The organism is Pseudidiomarina woesei, from assembly GCF_001418345.1.
Classification (GTDB): Bacteria; Pseudomonadota; Gammaproteobacteria; order Enterobacterales; family Alteromonadaceae; genus Pseudidiomarina; species Pseudidiomarina woesei.
In genome coordinates, this window is sequence record NZ_LIPW01000002.1 from 263,271 (window position 1) to 282,757 (window position 19,487).

Genomic DNA, 19,487 nt, shown 5'->3' on the forward strand with positions numbered 1-19,487 from the left:
TGGTATCGTTAAACTTTTAAAGACATGCATGAGCGCTAATATTCATCCAGAAAACTTAACGGATACCCTAAGAAAACGTATTTTCCGCCGTTTAATAGGGTACATTAAGCCATACAAAATGGCGTTTATTTGCTCGGTGTTAGCCATGGTTGGTTATGCCGCGGTAGATACATTTTTCTTTTCGCAAATTGAAACGCTGATTGACGAAGGCTTGACCGAGCAAGACTCAACCATATTGGTATACGGCGCTATTTTTGTGCCATTAGTGTTTATTGCTCGGGGGACATTTAATTTCATCTCAACCTACCTATTGAACTGGGTAGGCTTTCGTGTGGTGACTACCTTACGCCAAGAGCTGTTTGACCACATGATGAAGCTACCGGTGTCTTTTCATGACCGCCACTCAACCGGTGACCTGCTGTCAAAAATTACTTACACCACGCAACAAGTAGCGGAAGCGAGCTCACGAGCTATCTTGATACTCATTCGTGAAGGCGCGTTTGTGATTGGCTTGTTAAGCCTTATGTTTTATATCAGTTGGCAGCTGTCATTGGTGTTTTTGGTGGTGGGACCACTAATCGCCAAAGTGGTTTCTGTGGTTTCAAAGCGTTTTCGTCAGGTTTCTCGTCGTATTCAAACGGCTATGGGCACCGTCACCACCACCGCCGAGCAAATGCTCAATGGCCATAAAGTTGTGGTGATGTACGAGGGCCAAAAACGCGAGTCCAAGCGCTTTCGCGACATTAACAATATGACTCGTAATCAAAATATGAAATTGATTACGGCGCAAACTATCAGCACCTCAGTTATTCAGCTAATTGCGTCATTTAGTTTGTCTATGGTGTTGGTATTGGCCAGTTACCCAGAAATGCTTGAGCAGCTGTCGGCAGGTGCGTTTACCACGCTGCTAACTTCTATGATTATGTTGTTACGCCCACTGAAGCAGCTAACAACTGTAAATAGTGACTTTCAACGGGGTATTGCAGCGGCGCAAAGCATTTTTGAAGTGCTTGATGAACAAGCCGAGCCAAATGCGGGTAGCCATAAAGTAGAGCGTGCGCGCGGTGCAATTCGCTTCGATGACGTTTTGTTTACCTACGACGAGGCCGAATCACCCGCGTTAGATCATGTTAGTTTTAGCGTTGAGCCAGGCAAAACCCTCGCGTTAGTAGGGCGCTCAGGCAGTGGAAAGTCAACTATTTCGAATTTGCTAACTCGCTTTTACGCCCCACAAGGCGGACATATTTATTTGGATGACGTAGATATTTACGACTACAAACTCAAATGTTTACGTCGTCAGTTTGCATTGGTATCGCAACATGTCACCTTATTTAATGACACCATAGCTAATAATATAGCCTATGGCGCACATGGCGAGGTTACTCCTGAACGTATTCGTGAAGTGGCTGAACAGGCATTTATTACTGAATTTACCGATAACTTGCCCAATGGCTTAAATACCATGGTAGGTGAGAATGGTGTCATGCTCTCGGGCGGGCAACGCCAACGTATTGCTATTGCGCGAGCATTATTGCGCGATGCGCCAATTTTGATTCTTGATGAGGCTACCTCAGCACTTGATACCGAGTCAGAACGTCATATTCAAAAAGCGTTGAGCCGTTTGCAGCAAAACCGCACCTCGATTGTGATAGCACACCGTTTGTCGACCATTGAAAATGCCGACGAGATTTTGGTGATGGAAGAGGGGCGTGTGGTAGAGCGGGGCAATCACCAAGCCTTGTTAGAACAGCAAGGAGCTTATTATCAGTTGTATAGCCTTCAGTTTAGTGGGGGCGACAACTAAATGTTTTGGCAACGCGCCTGGTATCGTCGTGGTGTGGATTTTCGCCTGTGGTTACTGTTGCCACTTCATTGGTTGTTTTGTGGGTTAAGCGCGGTGCGGCGGTTGCTGTACAGCATTGGCCTGTTGGCGGCGTATCGGGCGCCAGTTCCGGTTATTGTCGTGGGCAATATTAGTGTGGGTGGAACCGGCAAAACACCAGTGACTGAAGCCCTTATTCAGTGGCTTATTCGTCAAGGCTTGCAGCCGGCAATTATTTCGCGTGGCTACGGCGGTAAAGGCCCATTTCCTCAATTAGTCACGGCAGCTTCCTCGGCTGCTGCGGTTGGCGATGAACCTAAGTTATTAGCCACTCGCACCCAAGTTCCTCTCGTTGTCGGCGCCAATCGCCAACAAGCCATTGAACTGTTGCTCAAACAACACCCTGAAGTGTCCGTTATTGTCAGTGACGATGGTTTACAACATTACGCGTTAGCGCGTGACATTGAAGTGGTTGTGGTGGATGGCCAGCGCGGCTTTGGTAATGGTTGGCGGTTGCCATTAGGGCCACTGCGTGAACCATTATCACGCTTGCAGCATGTCGATTTTATTGTGCAAAATGGCGAGTCGCCATCAGCGGCATTGGCCGGGCTGAAAGTGCGAACCTGGCGTTTTGATTTGCTTCCAGGCAGTTGGAGACGCGTCAACCAAGCACAAGGCAGCCAAGCTGAGTCGGTAACGCTTGAGCCTGGAAACTATGTGGCGGTGGCTGGCATTGGTAATCCGCAACGATTTTTTGACACGGTGGCAGCAACCTTGGCGGCAGAAGCTACAATTAGAGTTGTTGAGACCAAGGCGTTTGCTGACCACCACCCGTTTACTGCCGCAGATTTTCAGCAATTTAATGCATGCACTGGGGTGCTAATGACCGAAAAAGACGCTGCAAAGTGTCAGCCATTTGCCCCTGATAATTGGTATTATTTGCCGGTTTCAGCGCAGTTTGAAACCGAATTTTGGCAGCAGTTTGCAAAGCAATTGCAAACCAAACAAACACTTCATGAGGCAGCAAGGAGTACTTATGGCAGTTGATGAGCGCACGCTGAATATTTTGGCGTGTCCGTTATGTAAAGGGAAATTGGTTTGGATGGCGACACAAAGCGAATTGATTTGTCGCGGCGATCGCTTAGCATTTCCGGTGCGTAACGATATTCCAATGTTACTCAGTCATGAAGCCCGCGAATTAAGTCGCGAAGAGCTTGAGCAAATGGAGCAACACAAGTCATGAGTTTTACCGTTATTATTCCGGCGCGGTATGCATCGTCACGTTTACCCGGCAAGCCGTTAGCCATGATCGGCAACAAGAGCATGATTCAACGGGTATATGAGCGGGCGGCAGCAGCCGGTGCTGCAGAAGTGATTGTAGCCACCGATGATCAGCGTATTGTGGATGCGGTTGAAGCCTTCGGCGGGCGCGCCATGATGACCGCCGCGCATCATAATTCGGGTACCGAGCGCATCGCTGAGGTGATTGATTATTTAGCAATAGCCGACGATCAAGTGGTGGTAAACGTGCAGGGTGATGAGCCGTTTATTCCACCTGAAATTATTCGCCAAGTTGCAGATAATTTAGCCAACCAAAAAGTGGCCCAAATGGCTACTTTAGCCGTGCCGATTCATTCACTAGAAGAGGTCACGAGCCCCCATGCGGTTAAAGTAGTGACCGATGTGAACGGCTATGCGTTGTATTTTAGTCGCGCGCCAATTCCATATGAGCGCGACGGTTTAACCCAAAGTAAATTAGGCGAGTTGGCAGATTATCGACGCCATATTGGCATTTATGCCTATCGTGCAGGTTTTGTTTGGCGCTACGTGGAGTGGGAGCCAAGCCCACTTGAGCAAATTGAATCATTAGAGCAGCTTCGCGTACTGTGGTACGGCGAGCGTATTCACGTTGCTGAAGCGATAGCGAATCCGCCGGCTGGCATTGATACGCCAGCCGACTTAGCCCGCGCTAACCAGGTAGTAACCGACTAACCTGCGCTTGAGCGCGCTGGCGTAAACGTAACCAGCGTGCTCTTATTCCCAGTAAACGCGCATAGGCGTAAGGCACTAGGAATAAACTGGTAACCGTTGAAAACACCAAACCACCAATAATCGCAATGGCCATTGGTGCATACGGTGGGCCGTCGCCGCCAATTTGAGTGGTACCGAAAGCTAATGGAACGAGCCCAAGTACAGTGGTGGATACTGTCATTAATATCGGCCGCAAGCGGCTGACACTACCGTCAATAATGGCACGCTTAAGCGTTGCACCTTGCTCAAGCAACTGGTTTATGCGATCGACCAGTACAATACCGTTATTCACCACGATTCCCATTAGAATTAAGATACCAATCATGGCCATAATTGAAATAGACTGGCCAGTAACCATTAGTGCCCAAAATACCCCAACTATTGAGAATATTAGCGACGTAATCACTGCCGTTGGCAACAAAATTGACTCAAATAATGCAGCCATGACGATATAGATTAACGCCACCGCAAGTAGGGTATTCACCAACATCACACTTTGGTTTTCTTGTTGGCGTTGGAAGCTGCCATCTAAGCTCCATTGGTAACCCTGCGGCAGTTCAATTTGGCTTAGCACTTGGGTAAGCTTTTCGCGCGCTTCGCTAACCGTTAGCTCGTTCAAGTTGGCATCAATGTTGAGCGAGGTACGTCGGTCGGTACGGCGAATTTGGCCAAGGCGTGGTTGCTTGGTAATGGTTGCGACGTCTTGCAGTGTTAACACCCGGTTGTCGGCTTGCATGACCGGCAGGGTGTATAATGCGTCAAGCGAAAACTCTAACTCTTTGGCAAAAGCCACGCGCAAGTCAATTTCGCCATTGGGGTCGCCGCGATAAGAGCGCAATCGCTGTCCACGTAAAGCCGTTGCTACGGTACGCGCAATATCGGCAGAGCTTAGGCCCAAGCGGTGCACGCGTTCACGATCAATGCGAATCACCAGTTCAAATTGCCCCGCATCCATTTCGGTTTGTACGTCTGTTAGGCCTTCAATTTTGGCTAACCGCGGCACTAAATCGGTGGCTATTTGTTGTAATACATCGGTTGATTGACCGCTTAGCGTGACGCGCACACCCTCGCGGCCGCCACCAAAGCCAAATTTGGGCTCGCTGCGCAGTAGATTAGGCATATCTGCGCGAATACGTTCCATTAAGTCAGCCAGTTTTTCATCGCGATTTTCTTTTAGCAAAATCGTAGAAATTGCGTAACTTGGCGTGTAATAGCTGTAAACAGCGTCGATATCAAAGCTATCTTGATTTGCATATAGGTAACTCTCAAGTTGCGTTACTTCGTCTTCAACTTCAGCCAAGCTATATTGTGTGTGCAGGTTATAGGTAATAAACAACCGGTCGTTAAACCCTTGAGGACCCTCGTCACCGCTTACCTGACTAAAGGGTATGGCAATACTTAACAGCATGAGTACGGCGAAAACACCTGTCCACACCGGGTGACGCCACGACCACTCTAACGCTTTTTGATACCGTCCCGCAGCTGGCTTTGCTTGCGTTTGTGGTGGCAAAGAGCGCACAGAACTAAACCGCCGTAGCTTGGTAATAAGCAGGGGTACTAACGTTTGTGACAGTAACAACGAGGCTAGCAGTGACAAACAGATAGCTACGGCGGTGTGCTCTAAGAATATAGTGAGGTCGGTTTTGCTACCAAAAATGTTGGGTAAAAACACAATAGCGGTAGTTAAGGTACCGGCAACAACCGCCAAGGATACACTACCAACACCCGTGATAGTGGCTTGTTTACCCGTTAGCCCTTGTTCATATTCGTGTTGAATACTTTCGGTGATGACCACCGCATTATCAACCAGCATACCCACGGCGAGCATTAGGCCCATAAGCGACAATACGTTCAGTGAGTAGCCTAAGAAATACATGCCGCCTAGCGCAATACAAATGGCAATAGGTACGCTCAGCACCACCACCAAAGTGGTGACGATATTGCGCAAAAAGGCATACAACACAATAAAACTGAGCAGGGCGCCAAGTAAACCGGCGCTGACCAAGTCACTTAGCGAGGTGGTTACACCCTTGGCAGTGTCGTCCATAATAAATAAATTAATGCCGTTAAACTGAGGATCATTACGAATTTCTTCAACAACCTTCATCACCCGCGCCGAAACTTCGACTAAGTTCGCGCTTGACTCCTTAAACACTTCCATACCAATGGCATAACGTTGATCAAGGTGACGGCCATCTACTTTGCGCGGCATCTCGCGTTCAATGGTCGCAATATCGCGTAGTTTTAAGCCCGCGCGAATTGGAAAGTTGCCAATGTCATACTGTGATTGAAATTCGCCAACCGGGTTGACCAAAATACGCTGATAATTATTTTCGATATAACCCGCGGTGAGCGAAAAGTTCGCTTGTTGTAGCAGCTTGGTAATGTCTTGCGGTGCAAGCTGGTGTGCTAATAACGCCGCCTGGTTCAAACGAATAACAATTTGTTGCGGCTCAACCCCATACAGGGTTACCCGCGACACACCGTCAACGCGCTCGAGCGGCTTGCGCAAGCTGCGGTCAAGTAAGTCATAGGCGTTGGATAAGTCACGCTGGCTACTAATACGCAACTGAAATACCGGCATGTCTTCGGTATTAAATTGAAACACAAGTACACGTTCAATGTCGTCGGGCAGCAGGTGTTTAACCGCGTCGACTTTTTCGCGAGCTTCTAAACTTTGCGCATTAATGTCTTGGCCCCAATCAAATTGCAATAGCACTTGGGCCGAGTCAGAAGTCGAGATTGAGCGCATGCGTTTCACGTTGCTTAGGGTGGCGAGCGCTTCTTCAAGCGGCCGCGTAATCAGGCGCTCAACCTCCGCAGGGGTTGAATTAGGGTAGGGCACTTGCACCACAATTTCAGGTATTTCAATGCCAGGAAACTTTTCTAACGGCAGTAACCGCGAACTAATAGCGCCGAGCAGTAACATGGATAAAAACATCATGCAGGTGGTGACTGGACGACGCAGCGCCCAGCTAGCTAACAACGAACCTATCTGCGCAGCGTTCATGCGGCATCCTCCGTGGTTGGCGCAATTTGCTTACGGTCTATAAGCACGTACAAGCACGGAATAAACAGCAACGTGAGTAGAGTCGAAAACAGCAGACCGGCAATGACACTAATGGCCATAGGGGCTCGAATTTCAGCGCCTTCGCCTAGCCCAATGGCCAGTGGCAGTAAGCCGAGCACTGTGGTGAGCATGGTCATAAGTATGGGGCGTAAACGCTGCTGTGCCGCCTGCGCAACGGCGCTAAAACGCTCCAAGCCCTCACTGCGCAATTGGTTAATACGGTCGACCAAAACAATAGCGTTGTTAACGACAATACCGGCCAACATAATTAACCCGATAAACACAATAATACTCAGCTCGGTACCCATTAAGTACAGGCCTAATATGGAACCCGCACCGGCTAGTGGCACGCTGAACAAAATAAACAGTGGGTGCACAAACGACTCAAACTGCGAAGCCATGACCAGGTAAACCAGAAATACTGCTAATAACAGTGCAAACTGTAGCGAGGTAAATGAGCGCTGCATGTCTTCGTTTTGCCCAGCAATTCGGCCGCTAATGGTGAGTGGCAGTTGGGTTTGCGCTAACAGACGCTCGGCTTCGGCGACACCTGCACCAAGGTCACCAAAGGCAATGTTGGCCTCAACCAAGGCCGTACGTTGTTGATCAACCCGAGTGATTTCACTGGGCCCTATAACCGGCACCACACGAGCAACAGCTTGCAAGGGTACCTCACGTTCGGCACCTGGGTTGATGATCACTTGTTGTAAATCACGCAGGGAGTCTCTGTCTACCGCTTGGCTACGCACTAAAATATCAATTTTTCGATCGGCAAGGCTAAACTGGCTGGCTACGCGTCCACCAATTTTTGTGGCAAGTAACTCAGAAACTTCGGCACTGGTTAAGCCGTATTGGCTTAATTTAGCGTGATCAAAATACACGGCTAATTCGGGTTGGCCATCGGTCATGTTTACACGAATGTCGGTAAATCGGTCATTTGCGCCAAGTTGCTCAGCTGTTTGTTCGGCAGCTTGTTGTAGCAATGCTAAGTCATAGCCGGTTAACTCAATAACAATAGGGCTGGCAAAACTAAATAACTCGGGCGAACCAAACTTGGCCATAACGCCAGGAATGCGCTGCACTCGCTCACGTAACGCTTGTTGCACAGCGGCGACATTGGCGCCGGCATTCATGACCACATTTAGCCGGCCCCATTGGTTACCGCTTTGGCCGGGGGCGGCGTTTAGCAAACTACCGGTACCGGCAATGGTGTAATAACGATTTACTGCTGAATTGAGCGCTGGGTTGTCAGCAATTACTTGGCCGAGCTGATCAAGTACTTGGTCAGTTTCGTGAATGGTTGCACCAGGTTGCAATTCAACTTCAACGTAAAACTCACCCTGCGCCATGTTCGGTAATAACGCGACGGGTAATTGCGGTAACAGGGCGTAGCATGCGGCTGAACTTAATAGAATAACGCTTAACGTAAAGCCTGCATGCCGCAAAGAACGCTGCAGTAAAGCTTTGTAGCCACGTTCGCACACAGTGTAGGCACGATTAAATAACGCTAACAACGGCTTGGTTACGAAGAAGAACAGCCATGCCAACAGGCGCCAAACGGTGATAACTGCGGTCATGATAGCTAACGGCAACCAGCGAAATAGCAGGTACAAAGGTGTTTTTAACCAAAAACGCCAGCCCGAAGCGTAGGGCAGCGGAGCTGCAGCACTGGTGTTGTCAGTTGACTTTTTACGGCTCGACAGCATGGGAATTAATGTTAGTGCAACCAACAATGACGCCGCTAAAGCAAAGGTAACCGTAAGTGCCTGATCACGGAACAACTGGCCAGCAATACCTTCCACAAACACCAACGGGAAGAACACCGCCATAGTGGTGAGCGTAGAGGCAGTAATTGCCCCTGCAACTTCCTGGGTGCCGCGCTCAGCGGCGACCTCACTGGTTTGATCTTGCTGATGTCGCGCTATGTTTTCCAACACCACAATAGCATTATCAACCAACATACCAACGGCAAGCGCAATGCCGCCGAGTGACATCATGTTGAGCGAAACCTGATAACCATAGAGCAAGTTGAAGGTGGCGATAATTGAAATAGGAATAGCCAAGCTGATAATAATTGTCGGCCACACGCGCTGTAAAAACAGGTAAATAATCACCATGGCTAATAGGCCACCCATAATGGCAGCATCACGCACTTCGGCAATGGCGGCGCTAATAAATACCGCTTGGTCGTATATGGGATTAATCTGGTAATCGCTCGGTATCAATTTGGCGTCGTTAAGCTGGCGCAACGCTGACTGAATGGCTTTGGAAACCTGTACGGTATTGGCGTCACCTTCTTTGTATAGCGACACTTCAACGGCTTCCATGCCAGCCACACGGCTAATTGAGTCACGCTCTTTGTAACTATTCTCAACGGTGGCAATGTCTTTAAGCAGTACCGGACGGTTATTACGAGTGGTTAAATAAATAGAACGAATATCGTCAAGACTCTCAAACTGGTTTAAGGTTCGCACCAAAAATTCAGCGCGGTTAGCCTCAATGCGGCCACCCGACAGATTGATGTTTTCCTCGCGTAGACGCTGCGAAATAAGCGTCATCGGAATTTGCAAACTGGCCGCTTGGCGCTCGTTTACCAATACTTGTATTTCATCTTCTAAACCGCCGCCTAAGCGCACGGAAGCAACGCCTTCAATGCTTTCTAGTTGGCGTTTTAGGTCTTCTTCGGCATAGGTGCGCAAGCGTTTAAGTTGCGCTACGGAAGGTGCTTGATCGGTGTTAAACCCTAAGGCAAGGCGATACACCGGCTCTTCAGTTGGGTTAAAGCGCAGTAACACTGGTTTTTCAATGTCGAGTGGTAGCTCAACTAAGTCAAGTTTTTCGCGTACATCAAGGCTTGCCATATCCATGTCAGAGCCCCAGCTAAACTCCAGCAAGACATCGCTTTGGCCAGCACGAGAAATAGACTCAATACGGCGTAAACCTTTCACCGTGCCGAGGTTTTCCTCAATGGGTTTACTCACTAGCTGTTCAACTTCACCCGGCGCGCCGCCTGGGTAGTCGGTGCGCACGGTAAGGGTTGGGTAGGCTAAGTCTGGTAATAAAGTCACCGGAATACGGCCTAGCGAGACCATGCCAAACAACAATACCGCAAGGGTTAGCATGGCAATGGTTACGGGACGTTTTACCGCAAGTTTAACCATGCTCATTATTGTTGCTCACTTGCTGCTGCTACGGGATGAGCGGCGTCTGGCTGCTCGTTTACGGGTTGGTTATCCACGCGAATTACTTCCACCAAGGCGGCATCTTTTAAGTTTGCTTGGCCGCTAACCACAATGGACTCGCCGGAGCGTAATCCACCAATGATTTCCAAACGGTGTTCGTCTTCAAAACCGATTTGAACATCTACTTTATGCGCAACACCTTCGCTATCAACGGTAAACACGCTGTGTTGGTTATCCAAACTTTGCACTGCATATCGTGGCACGGTCACAGTGTTTTTGCTGGTGGCATAGTTCAAGTCTACATGCGCAAACATACCGGCTTTCAGTTGGGCTTGGTGATTGGGTACGTTAAGTACAACTTTGAAAGTGCCTGAATGGGTATCAACCACTGGGCTAATGCGCTCAACCTGAGCATCGACCACTTGATTGGGCAGGGCACTTAAGTGTAACTGAGCGGTTTGCCCAACCCGCACGTGTTGTAATTCGCGCTCAGGAAGGTACACGTTGCCTTGCAACTGGTCTAGTGCGACGATATGAAATAGTTTTTGTTGTTCGTATTGGCGAACTAAGTTACCTGGTTTTACATAGCGGGTCGCAATATATCCGCTAATTGGCGCCCGAATTTCGGTTTCCGCCAAGTTTAAAGCGGCCATGTCGTATTTTGCTTGCAACATGTCAGCTTGAAAGCGCAATTTGTCATAGGCGTCTGCGCTAATCATGTCGCGTTCTGCCATGTCTTTCACGCGTTTCAATTCTTGCTGAATTGAGTTTAGTTCGGCTTTCGCTTGGGCAACTTGAATGCGGTATTCGGCATCGCGAATGTGCGCTAATAACTGACCAGCCTCAACATAGTCACCTTCTTCAACCAGAACCGATTCGACAATACCGTTGGCCTTGCTGGTTACGTCGGCTTCAGCACGAGCCTCTAGAGTGGCCGTGGTTTTAAAGCTTGACGTTATTTCACCAAGGGTAACAACTTGGGTGGCCACCGGAATGCGGGCAACGGTTTCGGCTTTGGCAGTTTCGTTGCTTGCACCGGCATCGCTACAACCACTTAGTCCAAGTATTGCAACTACAGCTAGGGCGCTTAAGGTTAACTTGGTATTGTTCATGACTCTGGTCCTCAATTCGTTTTCGTTTTCGTTATTCGCTTTTCGTGCGCTTCGCTGTTCGTCCGCTCGGCTGGTCGAACCGTGCCAGCACGGACGAACAGTGAACGTAGTGAACGGACGAACAGCGAAGCGTACCCATAACGTTCTTATATATATCTGGTTAGAGTTATGCAGGCTTCGTGCCAACTTTTTTCAGTGTTTAAAAAATCTTGATAAAGCTATGTCGGTAAAGGGTTTAGCTGAAGGTTAGTGTTTAGACGACGCGGAAGCGTAAAAGGTTGAGTGGTGTGAAAAAATAAAAAAAGCACTCCGAAGAGTGCTTTTTGACGAATAGTTAGCGAATTTTACAAATTAACGTTTAATTGGTTTGAATTCGCGTTGGGCCGCGCCAGTGTATAGCTGACGTGGACGACCGATTTTCTGGTTCGCTTCACCCATCATTTCGTGCCAGTGAGAAATCCAACCCACAGTACGCGAAAGGGCAAAGATAACCGTGAACATATTGGTTGGAATACCAATCGCTTTCAAAATAATACCTGAGTAGAAATCGACGTTCGGGTACAATTTCTTCTCAACGAAGTATGGGTCTTCAAGCGCAATACGCTCAAGCTCCATTGCTACATCTAACAATGGGTCATTGATGTTCAGCTCTTTCAGTACTTCGTGCGCACTTTCACGCATAACCGTGGCGCGCGGATCAAAATTCTTGTAAACACGGTGACCGAAGCCCATCAGACGGAATGGATCATTCTTGTCTTTTGCTTTGTCGATGTATTTTGGAATGTTTTCAACCGAACCAATTTCTTTCAACATGCGCAAGCACGCTTCGTTAGCACCACCGTGCGCAGGACCCCACAATGACGCAACACCAGCCGCAATACACGCATATGGATTAGCGCCTGAAGAACCGGCTAAACGTACGGTTGAAGTTGACGCGTTTTGTTCGTGGTCAGCGTGCAAAGTAAAGATACGGTCCATCGCTTTAGCGATAGTTGGGCTGATTTTATAGTCTTCCGCTGGTACTGAGAACATCATGTTTAAGAAATTCTCGGAGTAGCTTAAGTCGTTGCGTGGATACACGAACGGCTGGCCAATGCTGAATTTATAGGCCATGGCCGCAATGGTTGGCATTTTCGCAATGAGGCGATAGGCGCTTCGCAGGCGCTGTTTTTCGTCATGAATGTCTAAGTCGTCATGATAAAACGATGACAAAGCACCGGTTACCGCACAGAGCATGGCCATTGGGTGTGCGTCGCGGCGGAAACCATTAAAAAAGTTATGCAAACCTTGGTGCACCATGGTGTGCTTGGTAATGGTTTGCTTGAACGCCGCGTATTCTTCTTCGTTTGGCGCTTCGCCATGCAGCAGCATGTAACATACTTCGAGATAATCCGCTTGAGTTGCAAGCTGATCAATTGGATATCCGCGATGCAGTAGAATGCCATTCTCACCGTCAATATAGGTAATCTTAGATTCACATGAACCTGTTGCTAAGAAACCTGGGTCAAAGGTGAAAAACCCATGCTTGCCTAGAGTACGCACGTCAATTACATCATAGCCGGCTGTACCAGATAATACTGGCAACTCAATGGATTGGCCGTCAATCTGCAGGGTGGCTTTACGATCAGCCATAAGGAAATCTCCTTGTTTAAGTCTGCTTCATCACTAAAAAGGGCGATAGAATTTACTTGATCTTAACCGTCAATGTCAATTCAAACGGTCGTTTAAACTGCATTAAACTGATGACTCATGTCAACTTAACAGTCCATAAGTTAAGTAAACGGTTTGGTTAATGGCATGCAAACCGTTGGCAAGTTTCAGTCGTACAGTGTTACGCATCAATGTGACATTTGGATGACTCTGCATGTTATACGCTGAAATCAAAACCCGTTGAATGCGACTAAGGTAGAATTGTCTTTCGGTACTGGATTTTATTGTCTTGATCTAGTCAGAAAAAATTTACGTTTTTATAGGAAACACGCCGCTAAGGAATTGTAATTCATAAGCATGGCTTATATACTTTGGCGGCGATCTCACAGGGTCCTCTTCTGAATTGGATAGAGCGAGGATGTTTGAAGTTCCGAGCATGTTTCAAATGCTTTTCGTTAAGGCACAACAATCGTGAAAAAACAAAGACCTGTAAATTTAGATTTAAACACTATCAGCTTTCCAGCTGCAGCCATTAGTTCCATTTTGCACCGTATATCTGGCGTGATCATGTTGGTCGGCGTCGGCTTTTTGGTGTGGGCGCTGGCGACATCATTGCAGTCAGCAGAAGGTTTTGACATGGTGCACGGCTTATTGACTGGCTTTATTGCTAAGTTCATTGCGTGGGGCATCATGACTGCTTTGGGTTACCACTTGCTAGCCGGTGTTCGCCACATGTTCATGGATATGGGCCACTTTGAAGAACTCGATTCGGGCCGCATTAGCGCCAAAATTGTATTCGTTCTGGCTATCATTCTTTCAGTATTGGCGGGAGTTTGGTTATGGTAAAAGCAGCTTCAACTTTCGGCCGCACCGGTAGCCACGACTTTATTCTACTGCGTGCATCGGCCATTATTATGGCGCTGTACACCATTTTTATGGTGAGCTTCTTAGTTTCTGCAGACGCCATTACCTACGCAACGTGGACCAACTTGTTCGCGCATCTAGGTATGAAAATATTCACTATGTTAGCGTTAACAGCCGTGCTTATTCATGGTTGGATCGGTATTTTCCAAGTACTCACCGATTACGTTAAACACACTGGCTTACGAGCTTTTCTTCAATACGCAGTCTGCGTCGCATTAATCGTTTACTGGTTAGCTGGTTTATTGGTTGTGTGGCCTGTGGAGGGTGTCTAAGTGAGCGTACAAACACTCGAATTTGATGCCGTAGTTATCGGCGCTGGTGGCGCGGGTATGCGCGCTGCTTTGCAAATTTCTCAGTCAGGCATGACTTGTGCCTTGATGTCTAAAGTATTCCCAACCCGTTCACACACGGTATCAGCGCAGGGCGGTATTACTGTAGCTTTAGGTAACGCGCACGAAGACAACTGGGAATGGCACATGTTTGATACCGTAAAAGGTTCAGACTATATCGGCGACCAAGACGCCATTGAGTACATGTGCAAAACCGGGCCTGAAGCTATTTTAGAACTGGAAAATATGGGCTTGCCATTTTCACGTTTTGAAAACGGCAAAGTGTACCAGCGTCCATTTGGTGGCCAGTCAAAAGCATTTGGTGGTGAGCAAGCGGCACGTACAGCGGCTGCAGCTGACCGTACTGGTCATGCTTTATTGCACTTGCTGTATCAACAAAACGTTAAAAACAAAACCACCGTATTTTCTGAGTGGTATGCGCTAGACCTCGTGAAAAACGAAGACGGCGCTATTGTTGGAGTAACCACACTAAATATTGAAACCGGCGAAATCTTCTACGTAAAAGCCAAGGCTGTTGTATTAGCAACTGGTGGTGCAGGGCGTATTTATGCGTCGACCACGAACGCACACATTAACACCGGTGACGGTGTTGGTATGGCACTTCGTGCTGGCGTACCAGTACAAGACATGGAAATGTGGCAGTTCCACCCAACCGGTATTGCCGGTGCGGGTACCTTGGTTACAGAAGGTTGCCGTGGTGAGGGTGGTTACTTATTGAATAAAGACGGCGAGCGTTTTATGGAACGCTATGCACCAAACGCGAAAGACTTAGCATCACGCGACGTGGTCGCACGTTCAATGATGACCGAAATTCGTGAAGGTCGTGGTTGTGATGGCCCATTAGGCCCACACTTGAAACTTAAGCTTGATCACTTAGGTCGCGACGTATTGGAAAGCCGGTTACCAGGTGTTTGTGACTTAGCGAAAACCTTTGCGCACGTTGACCCAGCAGAAGAGCCAATTCCAGTAATTCCTACCTGTCACTACATGATGGGCGGTATTCCTACTGACGTAAACGGCCAAGCGCTGCAAATAGACGACAAAGGCAATGCAACCCCAATTCATGGCTTGTTTGCCTGTGGTGAAATTGCCTGTGTATCAGTACACGGTGCGAACCGCCTAGGTGGTAACTCGTTGTTAGACTTGGTGGTATTTGGTCGTGCAACGGGCTTGCACTTGGCCGATGCGATGAAGTCATTGGGCGAAGCGAAAGAAGCGTCGCAAGACGATATCGACGCAGCCTTGGCACGCGTACGTCGTTGGGAAAACAACAAAGACGGCGAAGACCCAGTACAAATCAAGAAAGACTTGCAAAAATGTATGCAGCTTAACTTCTCGGTATTCCGTGAAGGTAAAGCCATGGCTGAAGGTTTGGAAGAGCTTAAGAAAATTCGCGAACGCCTTAAAAACGCTCGTCTGGATGACACCAGTAAAGAATTTAACACGCAGCGCATTGAGTGCTTAGAGTTAGATAACTTAATGGAAACCGCGTACTCAACTGCGGTGGCAGCGAACTTCCGTACTGAAAGTCGTGGCGCACACAGCCGTGCCGACTTCCCAGAGCGTGATGACGACAACTGGTTAGTGCACACAGTTTACCGCCCGCAGGACGAGTCAATTGTGAAGCGCGAAGTGAATATGCAGCCAAAACTGCGTGAAGCATTCCCGCCAAAAGCGCGGACTTACTAAGGTTAGGTGACAACGATGAAGAAGTTGAATATTTCAGTTTATCGTTACAACCCAGACGTTGATAACGCACCCTACATGAAAGAGTACACCCTTGAGGTGGAAAAAAACCGTGACATGATGGTGCTCGACTTGCTGTTGTTGTTGAAAGAGCAAGACCCAACGTTGGCGTTCCGTCGTTCATGCCGTGAAGGTGTGTGTGGTTCTGACGGGTTGAACATGAATGGTAAAAACGGTTTAGCGTGTATTACGCCATTGTCTGCGCTAAAAGGCGGCGACAAGAAAATCGTGATTCGTCCATTGCCTGGTCTGCCTGTTATCCGCGACTTGATTGTGGATATGAGTCAGTTCTATACGCAGTACGAAAAAATCAAGCCGTATCTTATCAACGATGACAAAACACCACCTGCGCGTGAGCGTTTGCAGTCGGTTGAAGATCGGGCGAAGTTGGATGGCTTGTACGAATGTATTCTGTGTGCATGTTGTTCAACCTCATGTCCTTCGTTCTGGTGGAACCCAGACAAGTTTATCGGTCCAGCGGGCTTATTGAACGCGTATCGCTTCTTAATTGATAGCCGCGATACTGCAACAGAAGAACGTTTGAATGAACTTGATGATGCATTCAGCGTATTCCGCTGCCATGGCATTATGAACTGTGTAAACGTATGTCCTAAGGGTCTTAACCCAACGAAGGCTATTGGTAACATCAAATCCATGCTATTGAATCGCGCAATTTAATAAAATTGCTTAGATTTGCTATAGTAGTGGCCGAGCTGTATCGAAATAGCCATCCAGCTTGGATGGCTATTTTTTTATAAAACGAGTGTGAAGGAACAGCGATGCAAGATGGCGTAATGCAAGCCTGGCTAGAATCCTCCCACCTGGCTGGTGGTAATATGGCCTATGTCGAAGAGTTGTTTGAGTTATATCTCGACGACCCGACAGCGGTTGGTGATGAGTGGCGCAAGTTCTTTGATCAATTGCCGCGCGAGGGCGCTGGTGTTGATACAAAGCACAGTGCAGTTCGTGAGCAATTCCGTACGCTGGCAAAGAATAAGCTGAAGCAAGCCGGCACGGTAACCGCCGGAGCGCCGGATCAAAAGCAAGTCAAAGTACTGCAGTTGATTAACGCGTATCGCTTCCGTGGACATCAGCACGCGAATCTTGATCCACTCGATTTATGGAAACAAGAACCGGTTGCCGATTTATCATTAGAGCACCACGACTTATCAAAAGACGACTTCGATAAAGAGTTTAACGTCGGTTCATTAGCGGTTGGTCAAGAGACCATGAAGCTTGGTGAGATTTTTGAGGTGTTGAACAATATCTACTGCGGCCCAATTGGCGCCGAGTACATGCATATTGTTTCAACCGAAGAAAAACGTTGGATTCAGCAGCGCTTAGAAGGCGTTCGTGGTCGCCCAGAATTTAAATCTGAGCAACAGCAAAAAATTCTTAAAGAACTGATTGCGGCTGACGGCTTAGAAAAATACTTAGGCTCTAAATTCCCAGGCGCAAAACGTTTCTCACTGGAAGGCGGCGATAGCCTTATTCCAATGCTAAAAGCGTTGATTAGCCGCGCGGGTGAGCAGGGCGGCAAAGAAGTCGTGATTGGTATGGCGCACCGTGGCCGTTTAAACGTGCTGGTGAACGTACTGGGTAAAAAGCCGCAAGACCTGTTTGACGAATTTGCCGGTAAGCACAGCAACAACAAAGGCTCGGGTGACGTGAAGTACCACTCTGGCTTTTCATCAGACTTTGCTACCCCTGGTGGCGATGTACATTTAGCCTTAGCGTTTAACCCGTCGCATCTCGAAATCGTTAACCCAGTGGTTATGGGCTCGGTGCGTGCACGTATGGACCGTTTAGGTGACAAAACGGGCGCTAAAGTGTTGCCGATTACCATTCACGGTGACTCAGCCATTGCTGGCCAAGGCATTGTGCAAGAAACCTTCAACATGTCGCAGACACGCGCGTACCAAGTTGGCGGTTCAATTCGTATTGTGGTGAATAACCAAGTTGGTTTTACCACCTCAAAACGCGAAGACACACGCTCAACGCAGTACTGTACCGATATTGCAAAAATGGTGCAGGCGCCAATTTTCCATGTGAACGCAGATGACCCAGAAGCGGTTGTGTTCGTGACTCAGTTAGCGCTTGATTTCCGCAATACGTTTAAGCGCGACGTCATGATCGACTTAGTGTGTTATCGCCGTCACGGCCATAACGAAGCTGATGAGCCAAGCGCGACGCAGCCACTGATGTACAGCAAGGTGAAAAAGCACCCAGTTGCGCGAGCAATTTATGCCGAGCGCTTAAGCAAAGCGGGTGTATTAAAATCAGGCGACGATGATCAATTGGTGAGTGACTACCGCGATGCCCTAGATAAAGGCGAGATTGTGGTGGACGAATGGCGCGAAATGAAGAGCCACTCGTCTGACTGGACACCATATATTGGCCAAGAGTGGGACGTTGAGTACGACGCTAAAATTAGCAAGCAGCAGCTGGAAAAAATTGGCGTGGCGATGAGTACAGTGCCAAAAGAACACAAGCTGCACTCACGCGTACAGAAAGTTTATGAAGAACGCATGAAAATGGCGAACGGCGAAAAAGCCGCTGATTGGGGCTTCGCGGAAACCTTAGCCTATGCCACCTTGGTTGATGAAGGCGTGCATATTCGCCTAACCGGCCAAGACAGTGGCCGCGGAACCTTTTTCCATCGTCATGCGGTGCTGCACAACCAAAAAGATGCAGCAACTTATATGCCGCTGAATAATATTCGTGATGGCCAAGGCCAAATCGAAATTTACGACTCGGTGTTATCAGAAGCGGCAGTTGTTGCTTTTGAATACGGTTACGCCACTGCAGAGCCGAAGTCTTTGGTCATGTGGGAAGCGCAATTTGGTGACTTCGTCAACGGTGCGCAAGTTGTTATTGACCAATTCTTAAGTTCAGGTGAGCAGAAGTGGGGTCGCTTATGTGGTCTAACATTATTGCTACCGCATGGCTACGAAGGTCAAGGCCCAGAGCATAGCTCGGCACGTTTAGAGCGCTTCTTACAGCTCTCTGCAGACCATAACTGGTCAGTGTGTGTGCCAACGACGCCAGCGCAGGTGTTCCACATGATTCGTCGTCAGCATTTACGTCCGGTTCGCCGTCCGTTGATTGTGATGACTCCAAAATCATTGTTACGTCATCCATTAGCTGTTTCTGAGCTGGATGAAATGACTAGCGGAACGTTCCAAAATGCGATTGGTGAAATCGATTCTTTGGCACCGAAAAAAGTTAAACGCGTGGTAATCTGTTCAGGCAAAGTATATTACGACCTGTTACAAGAGCGCCGTAAGCGTGAGCAAGAGGACGTCGCAATTATTCGTATTGAACAGTTGTATCCGTTCCCTGCAGAAGAAGTCGCTGAAATTATGAAAGATTATCAGCATGTGAAAGATTTTGTTTGGTGTCAGGAAGAGCCGCAAAACCAAGGTGCTTGGTACAGTAGTCAGCACCATTTCCGTGCGGCAATTCCTAAGGGCGCAGAACTAACTTACGCGGGTCGTGAAGCTTCGGCAGCACCAGCAGTAGGTTATTTATCTGAGCATAACAAACAGCAACAAAAATTAGTCGATGACGCGCTAACCATTAAATAGGTGACAATTGACC

13 protein-coding genes are annotated in these 19,487 nt (G+C 48.2%); 9 read left to right on the top strand and 4 right to left on the bottom strand.

What is annotated here, in order from left to right; translation table 11 throughout:
- Nucleotides 1-28: 28 nt before the first annotated feature.
- From msbA to kdsB, 4 genes are read left to right on the top strand one after another with little or no spacing between them, the layout of a single operon-like run.
- Entirely contained in the window at nucleotides 29-1,804 is a 1,776-nt protein-coding gene (gene msbA / locus ASC40_RS05295) for a lipid A export permease/ATP-binding protein MsbA (RefSeq protein ID WP_055438734.1), read from the top strand.
- Nucleotides 1,805-2,869 (top strand): tetraacyldisaccharide 4'-kinase, encoded by a 1,065-nt coding sequence (gene lpxK, locus ASC40_RS05300; RefSeq protein ID WP_055438735.1) that lies wholly within the window; start codon nucleotides 1,805-1,807, stop codon nucleotides 2,867-2,869. It abuts the gene before it with no gap.
- Entirely contained in the window at nucleotides 2,859-3,065 is a 207-nt protein-coding gene (locus ASC40_RS05305) for a Trm112 family protein (RefSeq protein ID WP_055438736.1), read from the top strand. Before lpxK ends, ASC40_RS05305 begins: the two co-directional genes overlap by 11 nt.
- Nucleotides 3,062-3,814 carry a 3-deoxy-manno-octulosonate cytidylyltransferase gene (kdsB, locus tag ASC40_RS05310; RefSeq protein WP_055438737.1) on the top strand — a complete coding sequence of 251 codons (753 nt, stop codon included), beginning with the start codon at nucleotides 3,062-3,064 and terminating at the stop codon, nucleotides 3,812-3,814. Before ASC40_RS05305 ends, kdsB begins: the two co-directional genes overlap by 4 nt.
- Here the strand turns inward: kdsB and ASC40_RS05315 are convergent.
- The 4 genes from ASC40_RS05315 to ASC40_RS05330 all read right to left on the bottom strand — a co-directional run bounded on the left by ASC40_RS05315 (nucleotide 3,792) and on the right by ASC40_RS05330 (nucleotide 12,849).
- A complete protein-coding gene (locus ASC40_RS05315) occupies nucleotides 3,792-6,863 on the bottom strand; it encodes an efflux RND transporter permease subunit (RefSeq protein ID WP_055438738.1) in 3,072 nt (1,023 codons plus the stop codon). The two genes, kdsB and ASC40_RS05315, sit on opposite strands and share 23 nt — an antisense overlap.
- Nucleotides 6,860-10,090, bottom strand: a complete 3,231-nt coding sequence (locus tag ASC40_RS05320; protein WP_055438739.1) for an efflux RND transporter permease subunit — start codon at nucleotides 10,088-10,090, stop codon at nucleotides 6,860-6,862. Before ASC40_RS05320 ends, ASC40_RS05315 begins: the two co-directional genes overlap by 4 nt.
- Nucleotides 10,090-11,217: an efflux RND transporter periplasmic adaptor subunit gene (locus tag ASC40_RS05325; protein WP_055438740.1), complete on the bottom strand. Its 1,128-nt coding sequence runs from the start codon at nucleotides 11,215-11,217 to the stop codon at nucleotides 10,090-10,092. The genes ASC40_RS05320 and ASC40_RS05325 overlap by 1 nt, the downstream gene beginning before the upstream one ends.
- A 351-nt stretch (nucleotides 11,218-11,568) precedes the next feature.
- On the bottom strand, nucleotides 11,569-12,849 hold the full coding sequence (locus ASC40_RS05330; RefSeq protein ID WP_055438741.1) for a citrate synthase: 1,281 nt from the start codon (nucleotides 12,847-12,849) through the stop codon (nucleotides 11,569-11,571).
- 489 nt (nucleotides 12,850-13,338) lie between these two features.
- On the opposite strand from ASC40_RS05330, the gene sdhC reads away from it, so the two are divergent.
- The 5 genes from sdhC to sucA all read left to right on the top strand — a co-directional run bounded on the left by sdhC (nucleotide 13,339) and on the right by sucA (nucleotide 19,474).
- A complete protein-coding gene (gene sdhC, locus ASC40_RS05335; protein ID WP_055438742.1) occupies nucleotides 13,339-13,713 on the top strand; it encodes a succinate dehydrogenase, cytochrome b556 subunit in 375 nt (124 codons plus the stop codon).
- Nucleotides 13,707-14,063 (top strand): succinate dehydrogenase, hydrophobic membrane anchor protein, encoded by a 357-nt coding sequence (gene sdhD, locus ASC40_RS05340; protein ID WP_055438743.1) that lies wholly within the window; start codon nucleotides 13,707-13,709, stop codon nucleotides 14,061-14,063. The genes sdhC and sdhD overlap by 7 nt, the downstream gene beginning before the upstream one ends.
- The gene (sdhA, locus tag ASC40_RS05345) at nucleotides 14,064-15,830 is read left to right on the top strand and encodes a succinate dehydrogenase flavoprotein subunit (RefSeq protein ID WP_055438744.1); all 1,767 of its coding nucleotides are present in this window, start codon (nucleotides 14,064-14,066) and stop codon (nucleotides 15,828-15,830) included.
- Between the two features lie 15 nt (nucleotides 15,831-15,845).
- Complete coding sequence (locus tag ASC40_RS05350) at nucleotides 15,846-16,565, top strand: succinate dehydrogenase iron-sulfur subunit (protein ID WP_055438745.1); 720 nt, start codon at nucleotides 15,846-15,848, stop codon at nucleotides 16,563-16,565.
- 101 nt (nucleotides 16,566-16,666) lie between these two features.
- A complete protein-coding gene (gene sucA / locus ASC40_RS05355; RefSeq protein WP_055438746.1) occupies nucleotides 16,667-19,474 on the top strand; it encodes a 2-oxoglutarate dehydrogenase E1 component in 2,808 nt (935 codons plus the stop codon).
- Nucleotides 19,475-19,487 lie beyond the last annotated feature (13 nt).